Origin of the sequence: Streptomyces sp. B5E4 (assembly GCF_039871555.1) — a bacterium.
GTDB lineage: Bacteria > Actinomycetota > Actinomycetes > Streptomycetales > Streptomycetaceae > Streptomyces.
This window is the reverse complement of the sequence record NZ_JBDPMI010000006.1, coordinates 190,993-217,465: the sequence shown is the minus strand read 5'-3', so window position 1 is coordinate 217,465 and position 26,473 is coordinate 190,993. Positions and strand designations below refer to the sequence as shown.

Genomic DNA, 26,473 nt, shown 5'->3' with positions numbered 1-26,473 from the left:
TGCTGTCGCGTGAGGAACGCGACCGGGCGCGGCGTTTTCCTGGACCCAGCCGGGTGCGACCGCTACGTCTGCGCCCACGCCGCCGTACGCCGAGCCCTCGCGGACGTCCTCGGGTGCGCGCCGACATCCCTCCGCCTCGGCCGCGAAACCCTGCCCCGGCTGCGGCGACCTCCGGCACGGCCCGCCCTGCGTCCTGGCCCCCGCCGCCGCGCTCCGCTTCAGTCAATCGCGCAGTCGCTCCGCCTGGCTGCTGGCGATCGATCCCGAGGGACGGCGGGTGGGTGCGGAGATCGAACAGGTCAGAGCCATCAGGGCGTTCAACTCGATGGTCGGCTCCTGCCTGACGCCGGCGGAGCGTTCCTACGTCACCGGCGGTGCCGGCGAGCCGGAGCGCCGAAGTCGCTTCTACCGGTGCCGGGCGCGGAAGGAGGCGGTGCTCCAGGCGGTCGGCACCGGCCTCGCGGGCGGCCTGGCACGGCTTGAGGTGTGGCCGGCCGAGAGAGGCGGCGCGGTCGTCGCTCCGGACGCCCCAGGCCCCGCTCGATACCGTGTGCTGCGCCCCGCCCTGGGCGATCTGCTTCGGCACCGTTGACTTCCTGGTCACCGGCCGAGTCGCCTCGGCCGATACCGGCTGCACCACCCGGCGGTAACTGATCCTCGCGGATCCCGGCCACCGTGAACACCTCACGAAGTCGCTCATGCCCAAGGCCCACCTCGATGTTTCGTGGCGGTCCGCCGATGGAGTCGGTGGACGGTTTTCGTGCCGTGGGCTGAGGGTGGGCAGGCCGATGGCTCGAGGGTCGTCTCGATCGGGCGGCGGGTTCCACTGCTCCGGGTGTGGGGGTGCTGTCGGAGGGATGCGGAATCCGCTGGTCAGCCAGGGTCGGGCAGTTGGGTGAGCCGGTCAAGGGCTGCGGTGATGTGGCCGGTCCAGGGCCAGTGCCGGGCGAGGCGGAGAATCCGCCGACGGCCGGTGGTGACGAACCGTCCGGCCGCGGTGAACAGGCGCAGCCGCAGGCGCCGGGGCTCCCGGAGTCCGGCCTTGCCGTCAGGGCAGGTATGGGCATCCAGGCCAGCAGGTCGAGCGTGATCTGGACGATCTCCATTCAGACCCCGCTCTGGGCGGTGTGGTGCAGGGGGAGGTTGCGCAGTCCGGTCGCGCGGGCGGCCCGATGCGGCCCTCGGCCCGGGCTCGCAGTCGGTGGCGGAGTTCGAGTTCGAGTTCGGCGGTGGTCCGGTCGGCGGTGTTGGTGGCAAAGCACGTGATCCGCATGCCGTACGCGTCGTTGATCCTCAACTGGGCTCCGGGACGGGGCCGTTCTCCGCATGGCGATCAGCCGCATGCCCTTCGGCCGGCCCGCGATGAGGTCGCCGGTGAGTTCGGCGGCCCCGGGGGCCGTCCCGGATCTCGCCGTCCCCTTCGATGGCCGGGGTCCGGGCCGGTGCCGGGATGTTGAGGACGTGGCTGTGAACCTGCTCGGTGATCACCATGCCGACCGAGTAGAACAGCCGTCGGCCCCGCGCTCTGTCCAGACGTGGGACGCGCCGGACCGCGGGCCGGCGAAGAAGCAGGTGGTGCTTGTAGATCGCCTCGAAGCGGACCGTCTCGCGCTGCCGGGCGGGCCGGCGCATCGCGTTGATCGAGACCCCGTCGTAGACCCAGCAGGCACGGCTGCGATACTCGACCCGGAGCTGCGGGGCGTCGTAGATCTCCCGCTGGACCGGCTCCGGGAACTCGGCCGGCTCGCGGCGCCAGCGGGCGGCCGGACTGCGCGGCCCGCCTCCTGAGACCCGCTCGGCCCCCCTCAGTCGCGGGGCTTTCCCTTGCCGCGGACGCCGTACGACAGCACCAGGCGCCGGACCTCTGGCGGGGCCTTCCTGACCCAGCGCAGCGTACGCAGCCGGTTGCGGAACCTGAGGGCGTACTCCCGGTCCCAGGGGTTCCCGAAGCCATAGACCGGCGGAATGAAGGACTCCGCGCGAATGTGCTCGAAGATCCGGGCGGCGGCCTGGGCCGGTGTCAGCCGGCCATCGCGGGCGGCCTCGCACTCCGCGGCGGTCCGGTCCAGCAGCGCGTCGTAGAGCGCGAGGGGCTGGTGTGACCGCCCGGCCTCGGGCTCCCGGCTGCGCAGGTCCTCGTCCGCGGTCCGGCGGTCCCCGGCGCGCAGGTACTTGGTGCCCCGCTTGACGGTCAGCGCGTCCACCATCGTGCCCAGGAGCCAGACCCGGGAGACGGCGTTCCACAGCATGAAGTCCGTGGAGGCGGCGAAGGCCATGGCGGTCAGACGGCTCTGCCGGCGGGCGATCCCCCGCTGGAGCCGTTCGAGGTAGGCGTACCGCGCGGCGGTGAAGTCCCCGTCCCGCACCATCTCCAGCAGGTCGTTCGCGGCGGTGAAGACCACCTGTGCCGAGGTGTACAGATCGTGGCCCAGCAGCGGTGCGCTGTCCGCGGCGGCCCGGTCCAGCAGGAGCATCCGGTCCGCGGCCATGGCCGATGCCTGCCAGGGAACGTTCTCCGCATGCCACTCGCGCACCGGCGAGGCCGACTCGAACTGGCTGGCTATGGAGGGAAAGCGCGCCACGTGCGACATGAACTCCGCCCAGTCGCCGTCACCCGCCGGATGACGCCGGGCGTCGAGGCACAGCTCCACACTGGTCAACGCTCCGGGCTCCGGCTGGTTGTCGTGATTGCGCAGCGGCGTGACGCGAAGCCACCCCCCGTCGAAGAGGTGGTGCAGGGTGCCCTGGTACCAGGGGCGTGAGCGATCCAGGCAGCGGACGACGTCGTCGTACGGCCGCACGTCGCGCGCGTGCGCGCCGATGATCCGGGTCGGCGCCCGACCGGGCTCCCCGGTGACCCCCAGAGCCTCGACCACCGCGGGTTCCGGCCCGTCGGTGGCGACGACGCAGCGGGCCCGGCGTTCCTCCCCTGACGCCAGCACCAGCCGGACCCGGTCACCCTCGTCGGCGACCTTCACCACCCGGTCCGAGCCGTGGACCCGCGCGCCGCAGCGCTCCGCGATGGCCAGCGTCCAGGCGTCGACCTCCGGCCGGTAGTACACGCTGTCGCCGTGCTCGGACGGCACATTGAACTGCAGGGCCTGTGTCCGTTCGTGCGGCCGGCCGGCCGTGTGGTGGGCGAAGCCGAAGGTGCGCTGTGCGCCGCTGCCCTCGGAGACCTCCTCGCGGACCCGCTGGGCGACGGCGAGGGCCCTGATCTCGGGAACCTGGAAGCGTTCGGCGATCAGCTCGTAGAAGAAGGACGTACCGGGGACGCTCAGTTCCCCCGAGTGCGGACGGACGGGGCCGTCCGGGCCGAGCACCAGGACGCTCACGCCGCCCCGCGCCAGGGCCGCGGCCAGCATGCCCGCGGTGATGCTGGTGCCGATGATGGCGACGTCAACGCCGGCATCAGCATGGGTTTCGATGGCGTTGGCTGTGTCAGGCGGCGTCATGGCGAGTCTCCCCTGGCGCGTCGGTGGCCGTGTCGCTCTTGTGCTGCCGGGCGATCTCGGTGGCCAGCAAGCGTGGCCACCGGGGCGCGGGCTCCTCGAAGAAGACCCTGGCGTCCAGGCGGACTCCCAGATCGCCGCGGAAGCGGTTCAGCAGCTGTACGACGCCGAGCGAGTCCAAGCCCAGCTCGACGAGGCTGGCGTCCTGCGTGAACTCCTCCGCCGGTACGCCCAGCTGCTCGGCCAGTCGTTCGCGGAGGTAGTGGCCCAGCGACCGCTCGCGCTCGTCCGGCTCGGCGGCCAGCAGCCCGGCCAGGTACCGACCGCCGTCGCCAGCGTCGGCGAGGTCGTCGCTGATCCTGTCCAGCAGCGGACGCGGCCGCCGGGATTCCAGCAGGGGTTTGAGCGTCGGCCACACCGCGTCGCAGACCACGGCCTGCGTCGTGCCCTGCGCCAGCAGGTCCGCGAGGTGCCCCAGCGCCACGTCGGGGGCCAGGGTGCGCAGCCCGTTCGCCTCCAGCCGCCGGAGCAGTTCGTCGCCGCCCAGTCCGCTGGCGACGTGCCACGGGCCCCAGTTGACGCTCAGGCCGGCCAGCCCCTGGCTTCGGCGGTAGGCGGCCAGAGCGTCGAGGAACTGGTTGGCCGCGGCGTACGCGCCGAGGTCCGCCGAGCCCCACACCGAGGCGATCGACGACATGCCGACGAAGAAGTCGAGAGGGGCGTCGCCGAGAAGGCGGTGCAGCGTCCAGGCCCCGGTGACCTTGGAGCGCATCACGTCGTGCAGCCCGGCGGGGGTGAGCTCCCGCAGCAGGGCGGCGCCGGCCGTACCCGCGGCGTGGATCACGCCGCGCAGCGTCCTTCCGGTCTCCTCGATGCCCCGCAGGACGTCGGTCATGGCGGCGGCGTCGCAGACGTCGGCGGCGACGGCGGTCACCGTGACGCCGCGCCGCTCCAGGGCGCGGACGCACTCGACGCGGTCGCGCACCGCGGTCGGCAGCCCGGGGTCCTCCCAGGTGGCGCGGTCGGGCAGCCCGGCGCGGCCGGTCAGCACGAGGTGGCGTGCGCCGAGGCCGGTAAGCCAGTCCGCGATGGTGAGCCCCAGGCCGCCCAGGCCGCCCGTGATGAGGTAGGAGGCGTCCTCGCGGACCACCGGCGGGGTGGGCGTGGGCGAGGCCGCGGCCGGGACGAGGCGCGGGACCAGCCGAGCACCGCTGCGCAGAGCCACCGCGTCGTCGTGGCCGGGGCTGAGGATCTCGGCGGTGAGGCGGTCCGCCTCATGCTCCGCGTCGCCCCCGGCCGGGTCGAGATCGACGCTTCCGCCCCACAGCTCGCTGTGCTCCAGCGCGATGACCTTGCCGAGGCCGTCCAGGGGGGCGGCGGCCAGTCCCTCGGGGCGGTCGGCCGCGGCCGTGCTGCGCGCTCCCCGGGTGACCAGCCACAGCCGCGACGTTCCGGCGGAGCCGTCGGTGATCTCCTGGACGAGGTGCAGCACGCTCTCGGCGCCCAGCCGCTGGGCGTTCTCCAGATCTCGTGCGGTCGCCTGGCCGGCGGGCGGCACGTCCAGCGCCCAGAGGTGGATGACGCGGTCCAGCGGGCCGAGCGAGCGCAGCAGTGCACGCAGCGCTTTCCCGTCACCCGGCGGAACACGGTGGACGGTTCCGGTGGCGCCGGCCTGGGCGGCGTCCGGAGTGTCGGCGGGCACCGCGAGATGGCACTCGCCGCCCAGCCGGGTCAGCCTCTCTGCGAGCCGGCCCGCCAGCCCTGATCCGTCGGCCAGCAGAAGCGTCCGGCCCGGGGCGGGGTCGCCCGACGCCGGTGCCGTTGCCGGTCGGGTGGCCTCCCAGCGGATCTCGAAGCGCACGGAATCGCCGGCCGGAGCGGCGGCCCGGCCCGGCCGGGGCCCGCCGCTCCGGTCCACGACGACGTCGTACGCCTCGTGCTGGAACGGGTAGGTGGGCAGGTCGGCGCAGGAGGCCGGGCCCGTGCCGTGGAGCGCGGGCCAGTCCACGGCGGCGCCGTGCTCGTAGAGGCGGCCCAGGCCCGTCAGCATCCCGGCCACTTCCGGGCGGCCCTGGCGGATCGACGGCACCCACATCAGATCGGGGTCACCCAGCGCGGTGGCGCCCAGGCCGAGCAGGGTCCGGCCCGGGCCGGCCTCGACGAACGCGGTGACGCCGCTGTCGTACAGGGCACGCATGCCGGGGGCGAAGCGGACGGCCTCCCTGGCGTGGCGGGACCAGTAGCCGGGCGCGGCCAGGGTCTCGGACGTCGCGAGTTCTCCGGTGAGGTTCGACACCAAGGGGATGGCCGGCGCGGCGTGGGGCGTGGTGGCCGTCGCCTGGTTCAGCTCGCCCAGCACGGCGTCGAGCAGCGGTGAGTGGAAGGCGTGGGAGACCTTCAGCCGCCTGGGGGCGACACCCCGCTCGGTGAGTTCCGTCACAATCTCGTCTACGGCGTCGGCCGCGCCCGACAGCACCGTCGACTCGGGGCCGTTGACCGCGGCGATCGACACGCGGTCGGCGCGCCCCTCGGCGGCGTGGATGACCTGCGCGGCCGCTTCCTCGCTCAGCGGCACGGCCACCATGGCGCCCGGCGTGGTCACCGACGCCATGAGCCTGCCACGCAACGCGATCAGGCGGACGGCATCCTCCAGCGACAGGACGCCGGACACGCAGGCCGCCACATACTCGCCGACGCTGTGGCCCATCACGGCGGCCGGCTTGATGCCCCAGGACAGCCACAGCTGGGCGAGGGCGTACTCCACGGCGAAGAGCGCGGGCTGCGCCCAGGCGGTGTCCTCGGCCGAGTGCGGCGAAGACAGCAGCTCCTCGGGGCGGGTGCCCAGCAGCTCGGCGCAGCTCTCCAGCGCCTTGCGGAACACCGGTTCGCCGCGGTGGAGTTCCAGGCCCATGCCGGTGTACTGGGCTCCCTGCCCCGTGAACAGGAACGCCACCTTGGCACGGTGTCCGGGCAGGGCACGGCGGGCCCGCTGTCCGCCGACGCCCTGAGCCAGCTCTCCGAGCCCCCGGGCGAGCCCGGCGGTGTCGCCGGCGACGAGGGCGGTCCGCACACGGTGGTGGTCACGGTGGAGGGTGGCGGCGCGTGTCAGCGTCTCGGGCGGGACCTCGGGCCGGCCCTTGATGAAGGCGGCCCACCGGTCGGCCAGGTCGCGCAGGGCGACCTCGGAGTGGGCGGACAGCGGGAGCAGATGGGCCGGGCGGGCGTCCGTGGCCGGGGCGGGTTCCTGGGCCGGCTCGTCCTGGTGGCGCTGGTGGACCTCGTGGACCTCGCCGCCCTCGCGGGCCGGGGCCTGCTCGATCACCAGGTGGGCGTTGGTGCCGCTGGCGCCGAAGGAGCTGAGCCCGGCGACGCGCGGCCCCTGGCGCGACGGCCAGTCGGTGAGCTCGGTGGCCACCCTGAGCCGCATGGCGCGCCAGTCGACGTTGGGGTTGGGGCGGGTGAAGTGCAGGCTGGGCGGGACTCGGCCGTGACGGACGGCCAGCAGTACCTTGATGAGGCCGGCGATACCCGCGGCGGCCTCCAAGTGGCCGATGTTCGTTTTCACCGAGCCGATGTACACGGGGTCGGCCCCGGCGGGGGAGCCGCTGTCCGCCAGAACCGTGTCCAGGGCACGGAGTTCGATGGGGTCTCCCAGCGGTGTCCCGGTGCCGTGGGCCTCGACGTACCCGATCCGGCCGGGTGCGACGCCGGCGTCCCGCAGGGCGTCGCGGATGACGTCCTGCTGGGCTGGGCCGCTGGGGACGGAGATGCCGCTGGCGCGCCCGTCGTGGTTGACGGCGGTGCCGCGGATGACGGCCAGGATGTCGTCGCCGTCGCGCTCGGCGTCCGACAGCCTCTTGAGGACCACGACGCCGCAGCCCTCGCCCCGGGCGTAGCCGTCGGCGGAGGCGTCGAAGGTCTTGCAGCGCCCGTCCGGCGACACCGCCCTGGCCTTGCTCACCAGGACGAAGCCGTAGGGGGAGAGGATGACGTTGACGCCGCCGGCCAGGGCCAGGTCGATGTCCCCGGAGCGCAGCGCCGAAGCCGCCTGGTGGACCGCGACGAGCGAGGAGGAGCAGGCGGTGTCGATGACCTGAACCGGCCCGCGCAGGTCGAAGGTGTGGGCGATGCGTCCCGCGATGAAGCTGGACTCGCCCAGGAGCTGGTAGGGGTCGATGGACTCGGGTGTGCCGAACTCCTGGCGCAGCCGCACGTAGTCGTTGGTGCTCGCGCCCATGTAGACGCCGGTGCGGCTGCCGCCGAGGGAGCCGGGGGGGATGCCGGCCCGTTCCAGCGCTTCCCAGGCGACCTCCAGCGCGAGTCGCTGCTGCGGATCCATGCCCGCCGCCTCGGGCGGTGAGATGCCGAAGAGCTGGGCGTCGAATCCGGTGACGTCCGGCAGATAGCCTGCATCGAGCACGTATGCCTTTGCGGCGGCCTCGGGGTTGGGGTCGTAGTACGGTGCCGCGTCCCCTCGCTCCGCGGGGAAGGGACTGATGGCGTCAACGCCGTCGGTCAGCAGGCGCCACATGCTCTCCGGGTCGGACACCCGCCCCGGGAAGCGGCATCCGGCACCGACGATCGCCACCGGTTCCCTGGCGGCCCGCTGCCGTTCCTCCAGCGCGTTCCGGAGCACCGAGATGGTGCCGAGGGCCCTTGCCAGCTCCTCGCGATAGTCCGGGGTGCCGACGGTGGGTACCAATGACGTCATGAAGCCCTCTCAGTACTCGGTGATGGTCCGTAGCTCCGCCATCAGGCCCTGGAATTCGCCGGACTGCATGAGCGGCAGCATCGACATCAGCTTCCCGATGTTCCCGCTGGCCCGCAGCCTGCCCGTCATGAACCCGGCAGACGGGTGCAGCTTTCCCTGCTGCACGCGGACGCTGTTCTTGTAGGCGGCGGAAATCGTGAAGGTGGGAATGTCGGCGTCTCCCAGCCGGGCCTCCTCGATGCGCCCGCGCACGATGCGGAAGTAATACCGAACCTCGTCGCCCACGGGTGTGTCCCGGATGACGTACTGCACGGTGATGTTGATCTTCTCGCGTTCCGGAAGCAACTGCCCCCGCTTCTCCACCTCCGTGAAGAACTCCGGGGTCAGGAACTGTACCTTGGACAAGAAAGTGCTCCTCTTCGGTGTAAATTCCGGCGGTAGGGTCACTTGGTGGTCAGGGCGACCTTGAGTGACTCGAAACCTCGCATCGTCACGCGCGGCTGGTGGACGGGCTCCTCGATGACCTCGATCGAGGAGAAGCGGTCGAGCATGGCGTTGAGCGCGATGCCGATCTGCTTGTGAGCCATGGCCCATCCCACGCAGTGATGGATTCCGGCGCCGAAGGAGAGGTGAGCGATGTTCGGCCGCGTGATGTCGAAGCGGTCCGGGTCGGGGAACTGCTCCGGGTCGCGGTTGGCGCTGCCCAGGATCGCGATGATCGTCTCGTGCGGCTGAATCATGGCGCCGCCCAGCTCCAGCGGCTCGAACGTCATGCGAGCGTTGATCTGGATCGGAGGGTCGTAGCGGAGTACCTCTTCCACGGTGTTGTGGACCAGGTCACGGTTCTCCCGCACCAGTTCCATCTGATCCGGGTGGCGGGTCAGCTGGAGCACCATGCCGGTGATGGTGTTGGTCGAGGTCTCGAATCCCGCGGAGACGAGCATGTTGCAGAAGGTCATCAGCTCGTCAGCGCTCAGCTGGCCGGCCTCTTCGAGTTCGACGAGTGCGGAGATCAGGTCGTCCTGCGGGTCGGCGCGCTTCTTGGCGATGAGCTCGGCGAAGTACTTCTGCGTGAACTCCATGCCCTCGTCGGCGTCGAGGAGTTCGTCGGCCGTCAGGCCGATCTCGAACGTCCTCTGGAACGCCTGCATGGGCTCGCGCAGCGCCGGTGCCTCGTCGCGGGGCACGCCGAGCAGGGTGGTGACGGTCGCCAGCGGCAGGGGGAAGGCGAACTCGTTGAGGAGGTCGCCGCCGCCGGCGGTGGCCAGCGGCTCCAGGTACTCGTCGACCAGGTCCCTCATGGTCTGGTCCATGGCCTCCACGCGGCGCGGCGTGAAGGCGTGGTTGACCGCCTGGCGCAGCCTGGTGTGCTCGGGAGGGTTGTACCAGAGCAGACCGGAGGCCATGCGGCGCAGGGAGGCGTGCTCGTTCCACTCACCGCCGAACCGGCCGCCCATGAAGAGCTCCGCGTCCCGGCCGACCTTCTGGTTCCGTAGCACCTCGTTCACCAGCTCGTAGGGGGTGACGATCCAAAAGCCCATCTGGCTCTTGTAAACGGGCGCCTTCTCCCGCAATTCCGCGTAGAGCGGATACGGGTCCTTGTGACCCTCCGGGCTGAGCAGTAGCTGCGCCAAGAGGGTGTCGGCCTCTTCCGTCAGCTTCTCGTCGGCGGAAAGCGTACCGCCATCTTTCATGTCTGCCATGGGCGCTCCTGGAGCGACGTGCGGCCTGGGAGAATGTTGTTGAGTCCGTGTTCCCCCCTGACAGTAGTCAGGCCCGCAACACCCGTCTTCGGTCCGATGGATGAACTGTGTCTCATCCTTTTTGCCACCCTGGCACCTGCGGCCTATACCGACCGGTACTCATAGCGGAAATCGGCGCGGCGCCTCGGGCCGGCCGGTGCGCGGAGCAGGCCGCGCCTTTAGGATCCAGGCGGATGGGCCCTGCCAAGAAATCCGAGGGAGTTTCCCGTGAAGCAGTCTGGCTTGACGCTGTACTGCCTGCCGTACGCGGGGGGCAGAGCCGCGGCCTACCTGTCGTGGATTCCTGACCTGTCCGGCACGGCTCGGGTCCGCCCCCTGGAACTGCCCGGCCACGGCGAACGCAGGGCGGAGGCGTTGCTGGCGGACAAGGACACCCTCGTCAAGGACATCGCCGATCGGATACGCGGGGAACAGCCAGGCCGCTACGCGCTGTTCGGCCACAGCCTCGGCGCCCTGCTCGCCTTCGAGGCGGCCCACGCGCTGGCCGGCCCGGCGGGTCCGCGCGCGCTGCTGGTCTCCGGCCGCAACGGACCGGCCCTGCCGCACCCGGTGGCTCCCGTCCACCGGCTCCCCGCCGACGAGCTGCTGCGACATCTGTACACCCTGGGCGGCGTTCCCCGGGAGCTGCTCAACACGCCCGAGGTCACGGACCTGTTCCTGCCGGCGATCCGCGCGGATCTGAAGATCGCCGAGGACTACGAGCGGCCCGGGGTGGGGCCGCTGGACTGCCCCGTCTGGGCGGCGGCGGGCGACGACGACCCCCTCGCGGATCCGGTGGGGCTGCGCGCATGGGCCGGGGAGACGAACGCCGGCTTCACCATGACGACCGTCCCGGGCGGGCACATGCCGCTGCACCAGCCGGCGTTCGTGGCGGAGATACGCGCGTTCCTGTGGCGGTTGACGTCCCTCCGTCCCCGCCACCGGGTGGCTGAAGGGAACGGGGCAGGGGGCGATCTCACTCCTTGATCTGGCAGATGACGGCGCCGGAGGAGAGGGAGCCGCCGGCTTCGGCCTTCAGGTTGGCGACCGTACCGGTGCGGTGGGCGTAGATCGGCTGCTCCATCTTCATGGCTTCGAGGACCACGACCAGCTCGCCCTCCGTGACCTCTCGGCCTTCGACCACGGCGACCTTGACGACGGTGCCCTGCATGGGTGAGGTCAGGGTGTCGCCCGGAGGGGCCGCCGCGCCGCGTCGGGTGGTGCGACGGCGTCGTGCGGGTGCCGCGCCACCTGTGAGGCCGGCGCGTGCCAGAGGCATCGCCAGCGTGGCAGGCAGCGAGACCTCGACCCGCTTGCCGCCGACCTCGACCACGACCGTCTCACGCGTCACGACCTCCTCGCCCTCGGCTCCGGCCCCCCTGCCCGTGCCGCCGAACGGCTCGATGGCGTTCGCGAACTCCGTCTCGATCCACCGGGTGTGGACGTCGAACGGTTCGCCCTCCCGGCCGCTGACCTCGGGCGCGAACGCCGATTCTGTCACCACGGCGCGGTGGAACGGCAGCGCCGTCGCCATCCCCTCCACCCGGAACTCGTGCAGCGCCCGCGCCGCCCGCCGCAGCGCCTGCGTCCGGTCCGCGCCGGTCACGATCAGCTTCGCCAGCAGCGAGTCCCATGCCGGGCCGATCACCGAGCCGCTCTCCACGCCCGCGTCCAGCCGCACGCCGGGGCCGGTCGGCGGCGCGAAGGTGGTCACGGTGCCGGGCGCCGGCAGGAAGTTGCGCCCGGGGTCCTCGCCGTTGATCCGGAACTCGAAGGAGTGCCCGCGCACCGGCGGGTCGTCGTACCCGAGTTCCTCGCCCGCCACGATCCGGAACATCTCCCCCACCAGGTCGATGCCGGTGACCTCCTCCGTCACCGGGTGCTCCACCTGCAGGCGGGTGTTGACCTCCAGGAAGGAGATCGTGCCGTCCTGCCCCACCAGGAACTCGCAGGTGCCGGCACCGACGTAGCCGGCCTCCTTCAGGATCGCCTTGGAGGCACGGTACAGCTCGGCGTTCTGCTCCGGCGTCAGGTACGGCGCGGGGGCCTCCTCGACCAGCTTCTGGTGCCGCCGCTGCAGCGAGCAGTCGCGGGTGGAGACCACCACCACGTTCCCGTGCCGGTCGGCCAGGCACTGAGTCTCCACGTGCCGCGGCCGGTCCAGGTACCGCTCCACGAAGCACTCGCCGCGCCCGAAGGACGCCTGGGCCTCGCGCACCGCCGAGTCGAACAGCTCGGGGATCTCCGCCAGCGTCCAGGCCACCTTCAGGCCGCGCCCGCCGCCGCCGAACGCCGCCTTGATCGCGATCGGCAGGCCGTTCTCCTCGGCGAACGCCACCACCTCACCGGACCCGCCCACCGGCTCCCTGGTGCCGGCCACCAGCGGCGCCCCGGCCCGCTGCGCGATGCGCCGGGCGGCCACCTTGTCGCCCAGCGCGCGGATCGCATCCGGCGGCGGCCCGATCCAGGTCAGGCCCGCGTCGCTCACCGCCTGGGCGAAGTCGGCGTTCTCCGACAGGAATCCGTAGCCGGGGTGGATGGCGTCGGCGCCCGAGTCAGCCGCCGCCTTCAGCACCTTCTCCATTTCCAGATAGCTGGCCGCCGGCGTGTCACCGCCCAGCGCGAACGCCTCGTCCGCGACACGGACGTGCACGGCGTCGCGGTCCGGCTCCGCGTACACGGCGACGCTGGCGAGACCCGCGTCCCGGCATGCCCGGGCTATGCGAACGGCGATTTCGCCACGGTTGGCGATGAGCACCTTGCGCACGATGACTCCCTCTTCTCCCCGTTTACCAGGCACTATCGCGCCACACCCCGACGCCGCGAAGCGTCGGCTGACCGGTCATCAGCTCGCCCCGGCGGCTCCATCGGCGCCGATGCCTGTCGTCCACCACAGGGCCGGCGCCGACCCCGGCGGTGCGGGCCACGGCCGCCAGGGCGAGCACGACGGCGGCCACCTCCTCGGGCGTGGGCTCGCCGGAGACGTGGATGAGCGCGACGTCGGTCACAGCGGCAGGTTCCCGTGCTTGCGCGGTAGCCGCGTCTTGCGCTTGTCCCGCATCATCTCCAGAGCCAGGGCCACCTGCCGCCTGGTCTCGTGGGGCATGATGACCGCGTCCACGTAGCCGCGTTCCGCCGCGATGTACGGGTGGCACAGTGTGCGTTCGTACTCCTCCCGGATCGTCGTGCGGGCCTGCTCCGGGTCGTCGGACTCCTCGATCGCGCGCCGGTAGAGAACGCTGACCGCGCTGTCGCCACCCATGACGGCGATCTCGGCGGTCGGCCAGGCCAGGCTGACGTCCACGCCGAGGTGTTTGGAGCCCATCACCGCGTAGCCGCCGCCGTACGCCTTGCGGGTGATCACGGTGACCATCGGCGTTGTGGCCTCGGCGTAGGCGCACCCCAGCTTGGCCCCCCGCCGGATGATGCCGTTACGCTCCTGGTCCTGCGAGGGCAGGTACCCGGGTACGTCGGCGAACGTGACGATCGGGATGTGGAAGGCGTCACACATGCGGATGAAGCGGGCCGCCTTCTCGCTGGCCTCCAGGTCGAGCGCGCCGGCCAGGTGTGAGGGCTGGTTCGCCACGACCCCCACCGACTGGCCCTCGATCCGCCCGAAGCCGCAGATGATGTTGGGAGCGTACAGCGGCTGGATCTCCAGCAGCTCGCTGTCGTCCAGCACGGTGTGCAGCACGCGGAACATGTCGTAGGGCTGGTTGACATTGTCCGGGACGAGCGTGTCCAGGTCGAGGTCCTCCTGGGTGGGGGCGGACGGGGCATCGGCCGGGAATCTGGGAGGCTCGGTCATGTTGTTCGACGGCAGGTAGCTCAGCACCTGCCGGGCGTACTCCAGCGCGTCCTTCTCTTCCTGGGCGAGGTGGTGAGCCGACCCCGTGACCGCGTTGTGGAGCCGCGCGCCGCCCAACTCCTCCCGGTCGACGCGTTGCCCGGTGACGGTCTGGAGGACCTCGGGGCCGGTCACGAACATGTGCGAGGTGCCTTCGACCATGATGATGATGTCGGTCACCGCCGAGGCGTACACCGCGCCCCCGGCGCACGACCCCATCATGAGCGAGATCTGCGGGATGACGCCCGAGGCGTCCACGTGTCGCTTGGCGAACTTCGCGTAGTAGGCAAGGGCCACGACCCCCTCCTGGATACGCGCCCCGCCCGAGTCGTTGATGCAGATGATGGGGCAGCCCGTCTCGATGGCCAGGTCCAACACCTTGATGACCTTCTCGCCGAACACCTCGCCGAGGCTGCCGCCGAGCACGGTCGCGTCCTGGGCGAAGACACAGACCTTGCGGCCGTCGATCATCCCGGAGCCGGTCACCACGCCGTCGCCGTAGGGACGGTTCTGCTCCATTCCGAAGTCGTGGCAGCGGTGTCTGGCCAGCGCGTCGAGTTCGACGAAAGTGCCCGGGTCGAGGAGCAGGTCGATGCGTTCGCGAGCGGTCAGTTTCCCCCGGGCGTGCTGCTTGTCGCGGGCCGCTCCCGCCGACTGGGCGGAGAGCGCCTCCCTGCGCTGACCGAGTTCTGCCAACTGCCGCGCGGTACGCCCGGTTGTGGTTGTCGCCACGTGCGTCTCCCGTAAGTCCGTGAAGGGGTGTGACTGCCTGGGGCTACTTCGCCGGGGTCAACCGGCCGTCCAGGTACAGCTGGCGGCACAGCCGCCGCTGCACCTTGCCGCTGGACGTCACGGGCAGTGAGCCGCGCCGCACCACCACCACGTCGTCCACTGCGAGCCGCTGCCCCTCGTGGACGGCGGCCCTGACACGCGCGCGCAGCGTCCCTGCTCCGGTCACGCGCAGCGTCCTGCCGCTGGCCTCGACAACGACGACCAGCCTCTCGGCCTCACCGTCGTCCACCGCGAAGGCGGCGCAGGAGTTGGGGTGCAGCCCGGGGTCGCATCGCTCGACGGAGAGTTCGATGTCCTGGGGATAGAAGTTCCGTCCCTGGTAGACAACGAGGTCCTTCTGGCGCCCGGCGACGTACAGTTCCCCGTCGTGGAGGAAGCCCAGATCCCCGGTTCGCAGGTGGGGGCCCTCGTGTTCCGCGCCCGCGATCCAGGCGTGGAACACCGTGCCGGTCTCGGCGGGCCGGCGCCAGTAGCCCTGGGCCACGGACGGGCCGCTGAGCCATATCTCCCCGACGCGACCGTGGGGGCACAGGTGTCCGGTGTCCGGGTCCACGATGCGCACCCGGGTCCCCTGGACGGGTATCCCCGTGCTCACCAGATCCACGACGTTGCCGGGCTCCCCTTCGCCGATCACCATCTCCACCCGGTTCTCGGTCAGGGCTCCGGCACGCACCCGCAGCACGAAGGGCTCCTGGTCCGGGCGGCTCCCCGTGGCCTTCAGGGTGTTCTCGGCCAGGCCGTAGCAGGGGCACATGGCGCGCGGATCGAAGCCGAGGGGGCCGAACGCCTCCGCGAACGCGCGGACCGTGGGCTCCCGTACCCGCTCGGCGCCGTTGCCTGCCAGCCGCCACGACGACAGGTCGATGCCGCTGAGGTCCCGGCCCGCCCGCGCCGCGCGGACGCACAGCTCGAACGCGAAGTTGGGGCCCGCCGAGTGCGTGCCCCGGAACCGGGAGATGGCCCGCAGCCAGCGCAGCGGGTCACGGACGAACGCCTCCGGGGCCATCACGTACGAGGGAATCCCGGCCCACAGCGGCAGCACGATGCCCTTCACCATGCCCATGTCGTGGAAGAACGGCAGCCAGGAGACGACGGCGCCGTCCGGCCGGCAGGGCCACAGGACGTCGATCTCGCGGGCGTTGCCGAGGAAGTTGGCGTGGCTGACCATCACCCCCTTGGGATCACCGGTGGAACCGGAGGTGTACTGCAGGAGCGCGATGTCGACGGGCAGGGGGCGGGGCGCCGGGTCCGCCCCGGCGGGCGGAGAGACGTCGGTGGCGACGATGGTGAGGCCCTTCATCGCGGGCACGTCCCCGAAGCGTGTCATCAGGTCGTCGCGCACCGCGGCGGTGGTGAGGACGATGCCGGTGCCCGCGTCGTCCGCGATCCTGCGCATGCGCTCCACGCCGGTCACGCGCCGGGGGACCTGCACGGGCGCGGCGGGCACTCCCGCGTACATGCAGCCGAGGAGGGTGCGGATGAACTCCAGCCCCGACGGGTACAGCAGGACCACGGGCGAGCCCCGTTCCGTCGTCCGGGCGAGCAGGCCGGCCCGTTCGGCCGCCGCCGCGTGGAGTTCGGCGTACGTCACGGTCTCCGCCGGTTCCTCTCCGTTGGCGAGGAAGACGTACGCGACCTGATCGGGCCGGGTCACGGCACGGTGGTGGAGAAGCCCGGGCAGGGTCTGCGCGGACGTGCCCACTCCGGCCGCTTCGGCGGTCTGAACTGTGGTCATCGACTCCTCCGGAAGTGGATGCGATTCTCGACGGCTGCGCGATGGCCACGCGACAGTGCTTCCTAGCTGCGGGTGCCGTCGCGCACGGCACGGGCCTGGTCCGGTGCGGGTCCTCACGGCCTCTGCCGGATCAGGGCCTCGACCGCCTCGGTCTCCCGTGCCAGCCGTGCCAGCAGGTCTTCGTCATCGGGTGCGGTGGTGGCGGCGGGCGGAGCGGCGGCGGGCTCCGGCGCGCGCCCGGGTGCGGGCTCCGGTGCGGCCGGCCGCTCCTGGCCGCCCGGCAACCCGGCCGCCAGGTAGTCCGCGACCGCCTCACAGGTGGGGTACTCGAACACGAGGGTGGCGGGAAGCGGGACGCCGAGGCGGCGTTCCAGCCTGACCTTCAGCTCCAGCGCCGTCACGGAGTTCACGCCCATCTCGAAGAAGCCCTGCCGGGTGTCCGGTTCATCGCCGCCGTCCATCCCGAGCACCACGATCACCTCGTCCAGCACGCACTCCAGCAGCCGCTCCGCGCGGGCGGTGGGCGACAGCGTCGACAGGTGCGCGACCAGTTCCCCGTCCCCGGCCCGGGCCGGGGACGCCGAGGCGTCCATCTCGTCGAACAGCGGCCACCGCATGGTCTGCCGGTAGAGGGGAAGCAGCAGGCTCCAGTCCGCGGACGCGGCGAGGACATCGTGGAAACCGAGGTCCACGGAGGCGTCCAGCAGCTCGGTGGCGGCGGCGGGATCGAGCGGCTCAAGGCCGCCGCGTACCAGCCGCGCCCGGGCGTCGGCACTCAGCAGGTCCAGCCCGTCCCATGGCGTCCAGGCGATGGCGGTCACCGGGCGGCCGAGCGCGCGGCGCCGACCGGCGAGGGCCGTGAGCATCCCGTCCACCGGCGCCTGGACCTCGGCGCCGAGCGCCCCCCAGTGCGAGGCCGCCGAGCCGAACGCCACGAAGAGGTCGAGTTCCGCCCCGGCGTCCGCGCACGCCTCGTGCCACACCCAGGCTCCCCTGGCCCGGTCGTGGAGCGCGCGCGACAGCGCCTCGGCATCCGGCTCGCCGCCGCTCCACGGCTCCCACTCGGCGCCCAGCCAGACCAGCCCCGCCACCGGACGTCCGCTGTCGGCGGCCTTGTCGAGAACATCACGCACGTGGGCGGCGTCGGCCCGGGCGCTCACCATCAGCACCTCCCTCGCACCGCGCGCGCAGAGCCAGTCGCGGACGTGGACGGCAAGTCGGTGCTCGGCGCCCGCCACGAGGTAGGTGCGCCCGGCGTCCAGCCGGACCGGATCGAGCACCGGGGGTGGTGCGGTGCCACGGGTGACGCGCGCCACCAGCCGCGTTCCGCCGCGCAGCGCTACGTGGTCCTCGCCGTCGCCGGACAGCACCTCGGCCAGGATCGCGTCAGCGTCGTCGGTGCCGGTCCCGGCGTCGGCACCCGGACGGACCGGGTCGAGGTCCAGGGTGCCACCCCAGGCACCGGGGCGGCGGACGCCGATCACGGTGGCCGTCTGCCGCACGGCGGCGTGCAGCGGCGCGGGCCGGTCCGTCGCGTCGACCGCCACCGCGCCGCGTGTGACGTGCCAGACCGGTGACGTGCCGGCGGCGGCGAGGGGGTGCATCCCGGCGCAGACCCGCGCCGCCGCGTCGGCCTCCCGCTCCCCAGGCGTGCCGGTGGGCAGGTCGAGCGGCCACAGGTGGATCACGGCGCGGCAGCCCGGCCCCTTCGCCAGGTCCCGCCAGGCCGCCTCGGCGCGGCGCGCGTCGTCCGCCACCGGCCCGTCGGTGCCGGTCGCGGGCAGGAGCCGGTAGGGCAGGCCGCGTTCGTCGAGCCGCCGCGCCAGGGTGGCGGCGACACCCGTGCGGTCGGCCAGCACGAGCAGTTCGCCGTCGCGCGGGTGGGCCGCCCGGACGTCCTGGGGATCGGTGCCATCGCTGCCGGGCGGCGACGGTGCCAGGGACCGCTCGCGCCAGGCCGTGTGGTAGAGCCGGTCGGCCACGCGGTCGCGCTCCTCCTCGGCGAGCACGCGCCCCGGAGGCGGGGCCAGCCGCACGCCGCGGGCGTCGGCGACCGGGTGGCCGGTCTCGTCGGTGATCCACACGTCGGCGAGCATCCCGTGCTGGTCGTCCCGCGTGACCCGGGCCCCGATCCGTACGCGCTCGCCGGGGGCGCCGTACACCGTAAGGGACCGTAGGTGCCGGGGCACCCAGCCGGCCGCGTCCGGGGCGCCCGCCAGGACGGGCAGCCTGAGGGCGAGGTCGAGCAGTTCGGGCGGCAGGTGCCAGCGCAGGGCGGCAGGGCGGCAGCGGACGGCGATCACGAACTCGGGCGCGTTGCCGGTGCCCTGCCCGGGCGCCGACCACGCCGACTCGGGGACCGGCGCCACCCCGCTGCCCTGGAACGCCCGGAACCAGTCCTGCACCGCCGCGGGCACCTCGCCGCGGGCGCGGTCGGCGCTCGGTCCGGGGCGGTCGCCGTCCACAGTGCCCTGGGCGGCGGCCGGCCGGATACGGCCGGTGGCAGTCTTGCGGTCACCGCCGGGGCGTTCGTCGTGGTCCGGCTCTGCCGCCGCCCCGGCCGTCGCCCGCACCGTGAAGGCGGAGGTGCCGTCCGCGGCGGGGGTCAGCGAGAGCTGGGCAAGGCTGGTGGTGCCGGGCTCTACGACGGGAGCGTGGGAGAGTTCGACGTTCTCCAGCGTCACCGGCCCGCCCCCGCTGCCCTCGTCCGCCGCCGCCAGGGCCATCTCCAGCCACAGGGCGCCGGGCAGGCGCACGGCCTGGTGCCCGGGGGCCACCGGCTGAGAGCCGCAGCTCGCGGCGAGTTCCGGAGGGATGGCCGCCTGGAGGACGCGGGCGGCGCCGGGCCCCAGCAGCCGGACGTCCTGGGCGATCAGCGGGTGGCCGGGGCCGCCCGCCCAGCGGAGCGGGGTCCCGGACGAGGCGGGCGCGGCCGTGTTGCGCATCCAGTAGCGCTTGTGCTGCCACACGTACGGGGGCGTGGCCGTGGGACGCACCGTGGCGGGGTACAGCCACCGCCAGTCGACCAACTGCCCCCCGGCGTGGAGCGTGCCGAACGCGCTCAGCAGCGCCAGCCGGGAGTCGGTCTTCCGCAGCAGCGAGGGCACGAGCAGACCCTCGACGCCCGCAGCACTCAGCTCCTGCTCGACAGGGGCCAGTTGGAGGGGGTGCGGGGAGAGCTCGACGAAGGTGTCGTAGCCCTCGGCCACCAGGTGGCGTACCGCGTCGGCGAAGCGCACGGGAAGGCGCATGTTCCGCCCCCAGTAGGCGGCGTCGAGGGTCGCGCCCTCGACGGGGCGGGAATCGGCGGTGGAGTACATCAGCAGCCTCGGCGCGGCCGGGGTGAGCCCGGCCAGCTCGCTTTCCAGCTGGTGACGCAACGGCTCCACCAGCGCGCTGTGCCCCGGTCCGCCGGCCCTGACCGCCTTGAAGAAGACCTTGCTCTCCTTCATGCGCGCGCCGAAGTCGGCCAGCGCCTCGTGGGTGCCCGCGACCACGGTGGAGCTGCGGCTGTTGATCACCGCGACGCTGAGCTGCTCCCCGTAGCCGCGGATGGCCTCCTCGGTGCGCGTAGCGTCCATGCCGACGACGGCCATGCCGCCCTGGTTGGCCAGCTGCTTGAGCAGTTCGCTGCGGCGGACCATGATCTCGGCGGCCTGCTCCAGTGTGAGGGCACCCGCGCAGAGGGCGGCCGACACCTCGCCCATGCTGTGCCCGACGACGGCCCCGGGGGTCACGCCCGCCGTGCGCCACATCTCGCTCAGGGCGTACTGCAGAGCGAAGACGAGGATCTGCTGGTCGGACTCCAGGGCGGGCTCCCGCCCGGACTCCAGCACCTCTCGCACGGACCAGTCGATGTGAGGTGCCAGCGCCTGGTCGCAGCGGCTCAGGGCGGCGCGGCACACCGGGTCGTTGCTCGCGAGGTCCTGGGCCATGCCGGCCCAGTGGGAGCCGTGGCCGGAGAAGACGAAGACCGGTCCGCGCGCCCGGTCGCGGTCCGCCCTGCCCACCACGATGCCCGGCCCGTGCCGGCCCCCGGGGTCGTCGGCGAACGCCGCCAGCCGGTCGGCCAGCTCGTGCCGGTCCCGCCCGACGACGACGAGACGATGGTCCAGGTGGCTACGCCGCAACGCCGCCGTCGCGCACAGCCGGGCGAGACCATCGCCGGCCGGCCGGTCTTCGGCGCCGGAGAGGTCCTCCTCGGCGATGCCGGTGCCGGTGGCGAGAGCTGCGTGGTAGGCGCGGGCCTGGTCGGGCAGGGCCGTGGCGGTCGCGGCCGACAGCGGCAGCACGAACGCCGGCACGGCCGGGGCGCTGTCGGCATCGCCCTGCCCACGCGGCCGGGGCGCCTCGGCGAGCACCACGTGGGCGTTGGTGCCGCTGAAGCCGAACGCGCTCACTCCCGCGGTCCGGGGGCCGCGGCTGGTCCAGGGCACCAGCTCGGTGGGAACGCGCAGCGGCAGCTCCTGCCAGGGAATGTCGGGGTTCGGCTCGCGGAAGTGCAGATGCCGGGGGATGGCCCGGTGCCGCAGCGCGAGCACGGTCTTGATCAGACCGGCGATGCCGGAGGCGGCCTCCAGGTGGCCCAGGTTCGTCTTCACCGATCCGACCAGGCAGTTGTCCGCGCCGTCGCGCCGCCCCAGCACGGCTCCCAGGGCGCGCAACTCGATCGGGTCGCCGAGCGGTGTGCCGGTGCCGTGCGCCTCCACGTAGCCGACCTCGTCCGCGGCGACGCGGCCGTCCGCCAGGGCCGCGCGGATCAGCGCTTCCTGGGCCGGGCCGTTGGGCACCGTCAGACCGCTGCTGGCGCCGTCCTGGTTGATCGCCGAGCCGAGGATCACCGCCATCACCTCGTCGCCGTCGGCCTCGGCGCGCGACAGGGGCTTGAGGATCACGGCCCCGCAGCCCTCGCCTCGGCTGTAGCCGTCGGCGGAGGCGTCGAAGGTCTTGCAGCGGCCGTCCGGCGCAAGGGCTCCGCCCGCCGCGCTGACCCGATGGATCGTGGAGCTGAGGACGAGGTTGACACCGGCGGCCACGGCCATGTCGCTCTCGCCCGAGCGGAGGCTGCGCACCGCCAGGTGCACGGCGACGAGCGAGGAGGAGCAGGCCGTGTCGACGGCGAGGCTGGGGCCGTTGAGTCCCAGCAGGTAGGACAGCCGCCCCGCCGCCGCGGAGAAGGAGTTCCCGATCCCGTAGTAGATATCCAGGTTGTCGGGGTGATGGGTGATCAGCTGCCCGTAGTCGTAGGAGTTCATGCCGAGAAACACGCCCGTCCGGGTGCCGGCGAGGTCGCGGGCCGGGGTGCCGGCGTGCTCCAGCGCTTCCCAGGCGACCTCCAGGAAGAACCGCTGCTGGGGGTCCATGGCGCGGGCTTCGACCGGGGAGATGCGGAAGAAGGAGGCGTCGAAGCCGGCCACATCGTCGGCGAGGAAGCCGCCTCGCCACACTTCGGGCCCCGCCAGGCGGTCCTCGGGCGCCGGTCCCACGGCGTCGATGCCTTCGGTCAGCAGCCGCCAGTAGTCCTCGGGGCCTCGTACGCCGCCCGGGAGCCGGCAGCCCACGCCGATCACCGCGATGGGCTCGGGGCCGGTCGTGGCTGCCGTGGCCCGCGGGCGCACGGGGGTGGAGGCCCGGTCGTGCGCCCCGGGTACGAGCGTGGAGAGGTGCGCCGCCAGCCGTTCGACGCTCGGGTGGTCGAAGGCGACGGTGCGCGGCAGTGCGACTCCCAGCGACCGCTCCAGCGACCTGGCCAGCTCCACCGAGCCGAGGCTGTCCATGCCCAGGGAGGCGAAGCCCTCGCGCCGTCGTACGGCGCCGCTGCCGAGGCCCAGGACGCCGGCCACCGCCGCTGCCACCGTGTCGGTCAGGCCGGTGGTGGCCCCATCGGTCGCGGGCGCGGCCGGGGCAGGGATGGTGGCCGGCGGCTCGCTGTTCGCGGTGCCGGGGGTGAGCAGCCGCAGGGGTTCGGTCTCCGCGACGAGCCGGCCCTCGGCGTCGTACAGTCGCAGCTCACCCCGGAGTCCGGTGGCCCGGGGCAGGCCGGCGGCGGGGACTGTGTCGGCCTCGGTGGCAGCCTCGGTCGCGCCGTCGGCGCGCTCGAACCACAGGGGTTCTCCCTGCCAGGGGTACGTCGGCAGTGCGCGGCTGCGGCCCGCGCCGCCGCTCGCCGACGTCCAGTCGGGCGGGACTCCGTGCGTGTAGAGGGTGGCCAGCGCGCCCTTGGCGGTGAGCACGTCGTCCGTGTCACGGCGCAGCGTCGGCACGACCGCGCCCTCGACGCCGGCCGCGCGCAGGCACTGGGTGACGGGCTGGGCGAGGACAGGGTGCGGCCCCAGCTCGACGAACAGCCGATGGCCGGAGTCGATGGCCTCGGCGATGGCCTCGGCGAAGCGGACCGGCTGACGGACGTTGCGCCCCCACTGCTCCGCGTCGAAGGGCACGGGGCCGGGCGGTGTGTTCCCGGTGGTCGTCAGCACGGGGATGCCGGGCGTGCGCCAGGGCAGGCCGGCGAGTTCGGCGGCGAGCTGAGACGCGTGGTCCGCCATCTGAGGGCTGTGGAAGGGGTGCGTGCCCGGCAGCAGCCGGGTCGTCACCCCGCGGCGATCCAGTTCCTCGCGGAACTCCTCGACCGCCGCGGGGACTCCGGACACCACCACGGAGCCGGGGCTGTTCACGGCGGCCAACGCCAGCCGGTCGCCGTAGGGTTCGAGCAGCCCGACGACGTCGGCCTCGCCCAGCGCCACGGCGGCCATCAGCCCCTGACCGGCGGACGGTGCCAGCAACCGGCCGCGGTGCACGATGACGCGGGCCGCATCCGGCAGCGTCAGCGCTCCGGCGACGTGGGCGGCGGCGATCTCGCCCATGCTGTGGCCGACGACGGCCGTGGGCACGATCCCCCAGGACCGCCACAGCACGGCGGCGGCGGCCTGGACGGAGAAGATCACGGGCTGGGCGATCTCGGTGTCCGCGAGCCGGGAGTCCGGCTCGTCACGGAGGAGCTCGTCGATGACCGACCATCCGGCGAGTTCGCGCACGACATCATCGCACTCGCGCAGCGCGGCGCCGAACGCCGCCTCCCGCGCCAACAGCTCTCTCCCCATGCCGGGCCACTGGCTGCCTTGGCCGGAGAAGAGGAAGCACACGCCGGGAACCGGGGAGTCCGGGTCGTCGCGGCCGCCGTGCGCCACGCCCGGGGCGGGCTCGTCCTCAAGAAAGGAGGTGAGTCCGGCGGCCAGTTCCCCGGTTGTCCGGCCGGTCACCGCCAGGCGGTGCCGCGCGTGGTGGGAGCGGCGCACAGCGGCGGTGTGCACGTACGCCGCGACCTCGGCGTCCGTGCCGGCGGCCGGCCCTCGCAGCCGGTCCCGGTGCTGGGCGGCGAGCTGGCGCAACGCCTCACCGGAGCGGGCCGACACAGGCAGCAGGAAGGATCCGCCCTCGCGGAAGGGGTCTTCCTCGCGGCCCGCCCGGGCCGGCTCGGGCTGCGGCGGCGACTCGACCACCACGTGGGCGTTGGTGCCGCTGAGGCCGAACGCGCTGGCTCCGGCCACCCGGTTCCGGGGGTCGCCGGGAAAGTCGGTGAGCTCCACGGGCACGCGCACCGGCCAGCGGTCCCAGGGGATCGCCGGGCTCGGGTTGCGCAGGTGGAGGTGCGGCGGGATCTGGCCGTGGCGCACCGACAGGGCCGCTTTGAGCAGCCCGGCGGCGCCGGCCGCTCCGTCGGTGTGTCCGAAGTTGGTCTTCACCGAGCCGACGAGCAAGGGGTCATGCCCGGACCGGCCCTCGCCCAGCACGGAGGCGAGCGCGGACATCTCGATCGGATCGCCGAGAGGCGTGCCGGTGCCGTGGGCCTCGACGTATCCCACCTGGCGAGGTTCGAGACCGGCGACGGCGAGCGCCTGGCGCAACAACGCCTGTTGGGCCGCGCCGTTGGGCGCGGTGAGGCCGGCGCTGGCGCCGTCGTGATTGACGGCGGAGCCGCGGATGACGGCGATCACGTCGTCGCCCTCTGCGAGAGCGTCGGACAGACGTTTGAGGACCAGGACGACGGCACCGTCGCCGCGCACGATGCCGTCGGCCGAAGCGTCGAACGTCTTGCATCTGCCGTCCTTGGACATGGCGCCGATCTGGCACATGAAGACGTTCAGGTCCGGGGACAGCAGCAGGTTCACCCCGCCGGCCAGCGCGGCGTCGCACTCACCGGCCAGCAGGCTCTGGCGCGCGAGGTGCACGGCGACGAGTGAGGAGGAGCACGCGGTGCTCAGCGACAGACTCGGGCCGTGGAACTGGAGCAGGTAGGACAGCCGGCCGGAGTGGAAGCTGGGCTCCTTGCCCAAGGCGTACCACGGGTCGATCCCGCCCATGCCTGCCTGCCGGGAGTGGAGCAGTGTGTAGTCCATCCCCAGACCGCCGACGTAGACGGCGGTGCGGCTGCCTGCCAGTTCCTCCGGAACGAGGCCGGCGTTCTCCAGGGCCTCCCAGGCGACTTCGAGCATCATGCGGTGCTGGGGGTCGATCTGGCGGCTCTCCCGGGGCGAGATACCGAAGAAGGCTGTGTCGAAACGGGTCTCGCCCTCGATGAATCCGCCCCAGCGCGAGTACATCCTGCCGGTGGTTCCGGCGTCGGGGCTGTAGTACCGGTCGACGTCCCACCGGGTCGGCGGAACCTCGGTGATGACGTCGGTGCCGGAGGTGAGGGCCCGCCAGAAGTCGTCAGGACCGGAGATGCCGCCGGGGAATCGGCATCCCGCACCGACGATGGCGATCGCGTCATCGTCGGTGCGGCCGCCCGCCGGTGCCTTGGTGGACTGCTGGCGCCCCCTCACAACATCGCGGCCATGCTCGGCGCGGACAGGTTCCCCAGGTGCTGGTGCCACAGGTGGTCGGGGTTGTTCTCGACGACGCTGACGAACTCCCGCATGGCCGTCAGCGCCTTGGGCTCCTGGTCGTCGTAGACGTCGCCCTGCAGCATCTTCAGCACGTCGAGCCGGTACCTCGGGTCCTGCACGAATGCCGTGAACAGGATGTTGAGGCGGTAGTAGATGGAGATGAACTCGTACCAGTTCCGCACGCCGCGACGCAGCGTCTGCTCGTACGTGGCGAACCTGGGCTTGCTGAAGTCGCCCGCCTCGGCCGCGGCGATGATGTCCTTGCACGCCAGTCGGGCGCTGTTGAGCGCGACGCTCACCCCACTGGAGAAGATCGGGTCGACGAAGCGCGCGGCGTCACCGACGAGGACGAAGCCGTCGCCGACGATCTCCTTCATGCCGTAGCTGTAGTCGCCCTCGGTCTTCAGCGGCCGGACCTGTGTGGCCTGCTCCAGGGCCTTGCGGAGCGCCGGCCGGCTTCCCAGGCAGTCCCAGAAGAACCCATCGAGGTCGCCCTTCGCGGCGCGCACGTGCTTCTTCTGCGTCACCACGCCGACGCTGGTGATGCTATCCGTGATGGGGATCTGCCAGACCCAGGTGTCGGTGATGGGAAGGAAGTGGATGAAGATGTAGTCGGCCTTTTCCTTGTCGTGGGCGAGGGCCGTGCGGTCGAGGTCGTCGAACCACGTGTGGATCGCGTACTGATTGAATACGGGATCCGGAACCTTGATCTTCTCCTGCCGGCCGAGGAAGGTGCCCCGGCCGCTGGCGTCCACCACCATGTTCACCGTGACGGTGGCGTCCTTCTTCCCCAGCGGCAGATGAATGACCGGCTGGTCGCCGGAGAAGTCGACGCGGCGGACGCGCATCCCCTCGAAGACCTTGGCGCCCTGCGCCATGGCGTGGTGGAGAAGAAGCAGGTCGAACTTTCCCCGGTCGACGTGGTAGGTGTAATCTTGAAGCACTCCGGGCTGGTCGCGCTCGTTGAACTCGATCTCGGCCGCCCCCAAGCCGTGGGAGAGCCCCTGGAATCCCAGCTTCGGGATGTCGTCTGAGGCGGCCGAGGTCCAGGCTGCGCCGAACTTCCGGGGAAATCCAGCCTTGTCGATCAGGTCGATCGCGCCGATGTCGCGCAGCACGGGAGTCGTCGCCGGGACAAGGGACTCACCGACGTGTTCCCTGGGGAAGTTCTCAGCCTCGAACACCGCCACGGACAGCCCGGCGCGGGCAAGGTAGGAGGCCGCAGTTGACCCCGCCGGCCCGCCGCCGATGATCCCGATGTCGTAGTCGACCTCCGGCATGGAAACCCGTTCCTCTCGTTTGACGGCCT

Annotated in this window: 12 protein-coding genes and 1 pseudogene; 2 read left to right on the top strand and 11 right to left on the bottom strand. The window is 72.4% G+C overall.

What is annotated here, in order from left to right; translation table 11 throughout:
- The first annotated feature begins 277 nt into the window (after positions 1–277).
- Complete coding sequence (locus tag ABGA99_RS11135) at positions 278–592, top strand: 4'-phosphopantetheinyl transferase superfamily protein (RefSeq protein WP_347577208.1); 315 nt, start codon at positions 278–280, stop codon at positions 590–592.
- Positions 593–873: 281 nt separating this feature from the next.
- On the opposite strand, the pseudogene ABGA99_RS11130 reads toward ABGA99_RS11135, so the two are convergent.
- From ABGA99_RS11130 to ABGA99_RS11110, 5 genes and pseudogenes are all read right to left on the bottom strand, one after another.
- Positions 874–1,521: pseudogene (locus ABGA99_RS11130) on the bottom strand (transposase); the annotation flags it as partial.
- Between the two features lie 284 nt (positions 1,522–1,805).
- A complete protein-coding gene (locus tag ABGA99_RS11125; RefSeq protein WP_347577207.1) occupies positions 1,806–3,455 on the bottom strand; it encodes a hypothetical protein in 1,650 nt (549 codons plus the stop codon).
- Positions 3,442–8,163, bottom strand: coding sequence for a type I polyketide synthase (locus ABGA99_RS11120; protein ID WP_347582562.1), 4,722 nt, complete (start codon positions 8,161–8,163; stop codon positions 3,442–3,444). Before ABGA99_RS11120 ends, ABGA99_RS11125 begins: the two co-directional genes overlap by 14 nt.
- Before the next feature lie 9 nt (positions 8,164–8,172).
- Positions 8,173–8,568 carry an SCP2 sterol-binding domain-containing protein gene (locus ABGA99_RS11115; protein ID WP_347577205.1) on the bottom strand — a complete coding sequence of 132 codons (396 nt, stop codon included), beginning with the start codon at positions 8,566–8,568 and terminating at the stop codon, positions 8,173–8,175.
- A 38-nt stretch (positions 8,569–8,606) separates the two neighbouring features.
- Positions 8,607–9,866 carry a cytochrome P450 gene (locus ABGA99_RS11110; protein WP_347582561.1) on the bottom strand — a complete coding sequence of 420 codons (1,260 nt, stop codon included), beginning with the start codon at positions 9,864–9,866 and terminating at the stop codon, positions 8,607–8,609.
- Between the two features lie 267 nt (positions 9,867–10,133).
- Here ABGA99_RS11110 and ABGA99_RS11105 point away from each other — a divergent pair, with 267 nt between their 5' ends.
- Positions 10,134–10,892: an alpha/beta fold hydrolase gene (locus ABGA99_RS11105; RefSeq protein WP_347582560.1), complete on the top strand. Its 759-nt coding sequence runs from the start codon at positions 10,134–10,136 to the stop codon at positions 10,890–10,892.
- On the opposite strand, the gene ABGA99_RS11100 is transcribed toward ABGA99_RS11105, so the two are convergent.
- The 6 genes from ABGA99_RS11100 to ABGA99_RS11075 all read right to left on the bottom strand — a co-directional run bounded on the left by ABGA99_RS11100 (position 10,882) and on the right by ABGA99_RS11075 (position 26,444).
- Positions 10,882–12,672 carry a biotin carboxylase N-terminal domain-containing protein gene (locus tag ABGA99_RS11100; protein ID WP_347577202.1) on the bottom strand — a complete coding sequence of 597 codons (1,791 nt, stop codon included), beginning with the start codon at positions 12,670–12,672 and terminating at the stop codon, positions 10,882–10,884. The genes ABGA99_RS11105 and ABGA99_RS11100 overlap by 11 nt on opposite strands.
- 22 nt (positions 12,673–12,694) lie before the next feature.
- Positions 12,695–12,913: an acyl-CoA carboxylase epsilon subunit gene (locus ABGA99_RS11095; protein ID WP_347582559.1), complete on the bottom strand. Its 219-nt coding sequence runs from the start codon at positions 12,911–12,913 to the stop codon at positions 12,695–12,697.
- Positions 12,910–14,484, bottom strand: coding sequence for an acyl-CoA carboxylase subunit beta (locus ABGA99_RS11090; protein WP_347577200.1), 1,575 nt, complete (start codon positions 14,482–14,484; stop codon positions 12,910–12,912). Before ABGA99_RS11090 ends, ABGA99_RS11095 begins: the two co-directional genes overlap by 4 nt.
- A gap of 43 nt (positions 14,485–14,527) precedes the next feature.
- On the bottom strand, positions 14,528–16,279 hold the full coding sequence (locus tag ABGA99_RS11085) for a fatty acyl-AMP ligase (protein WP_347577199.1): 1,752 nt from the start codon (positions 16,277–16,279) through the stop codon (positions 14,528–14,530).
- Between the two features lie 113 nt (positions 16,280–16,392).
- Positions 16,393–25,101 (bottom strand): beta-ketoacyl synthase N-terminal-like domain-containing protein, encoded by an 8,709-nt coding sequence (locus ABGA99_RS11080; protein ID WP_347582558.1) that lies wholly within the window; start codon positions 25,099–25,101, stop codon positions 16,393–16,395.
- Positions 25,098–26,444 carry an NAD(P)/FAD-dependent oxidoreductase gene (locus ABGA99_RS11075; protein ID WP_347577197.1) on the bottom strand — a complete coding sequence of 449 codons (1,347 nt, stop codon included), beginning with the start codon at positions 26,442–26,444 and terminating at the stop codon, positions 25,098–25,100. Before ABGA99_RS11075 ends, ABGA99_RS11080 begins: the two co-directional genes overlap by 4 nt.
- Between the last annotated feature and the right edge of the window lie 29 nt (positions 26,445–26,473).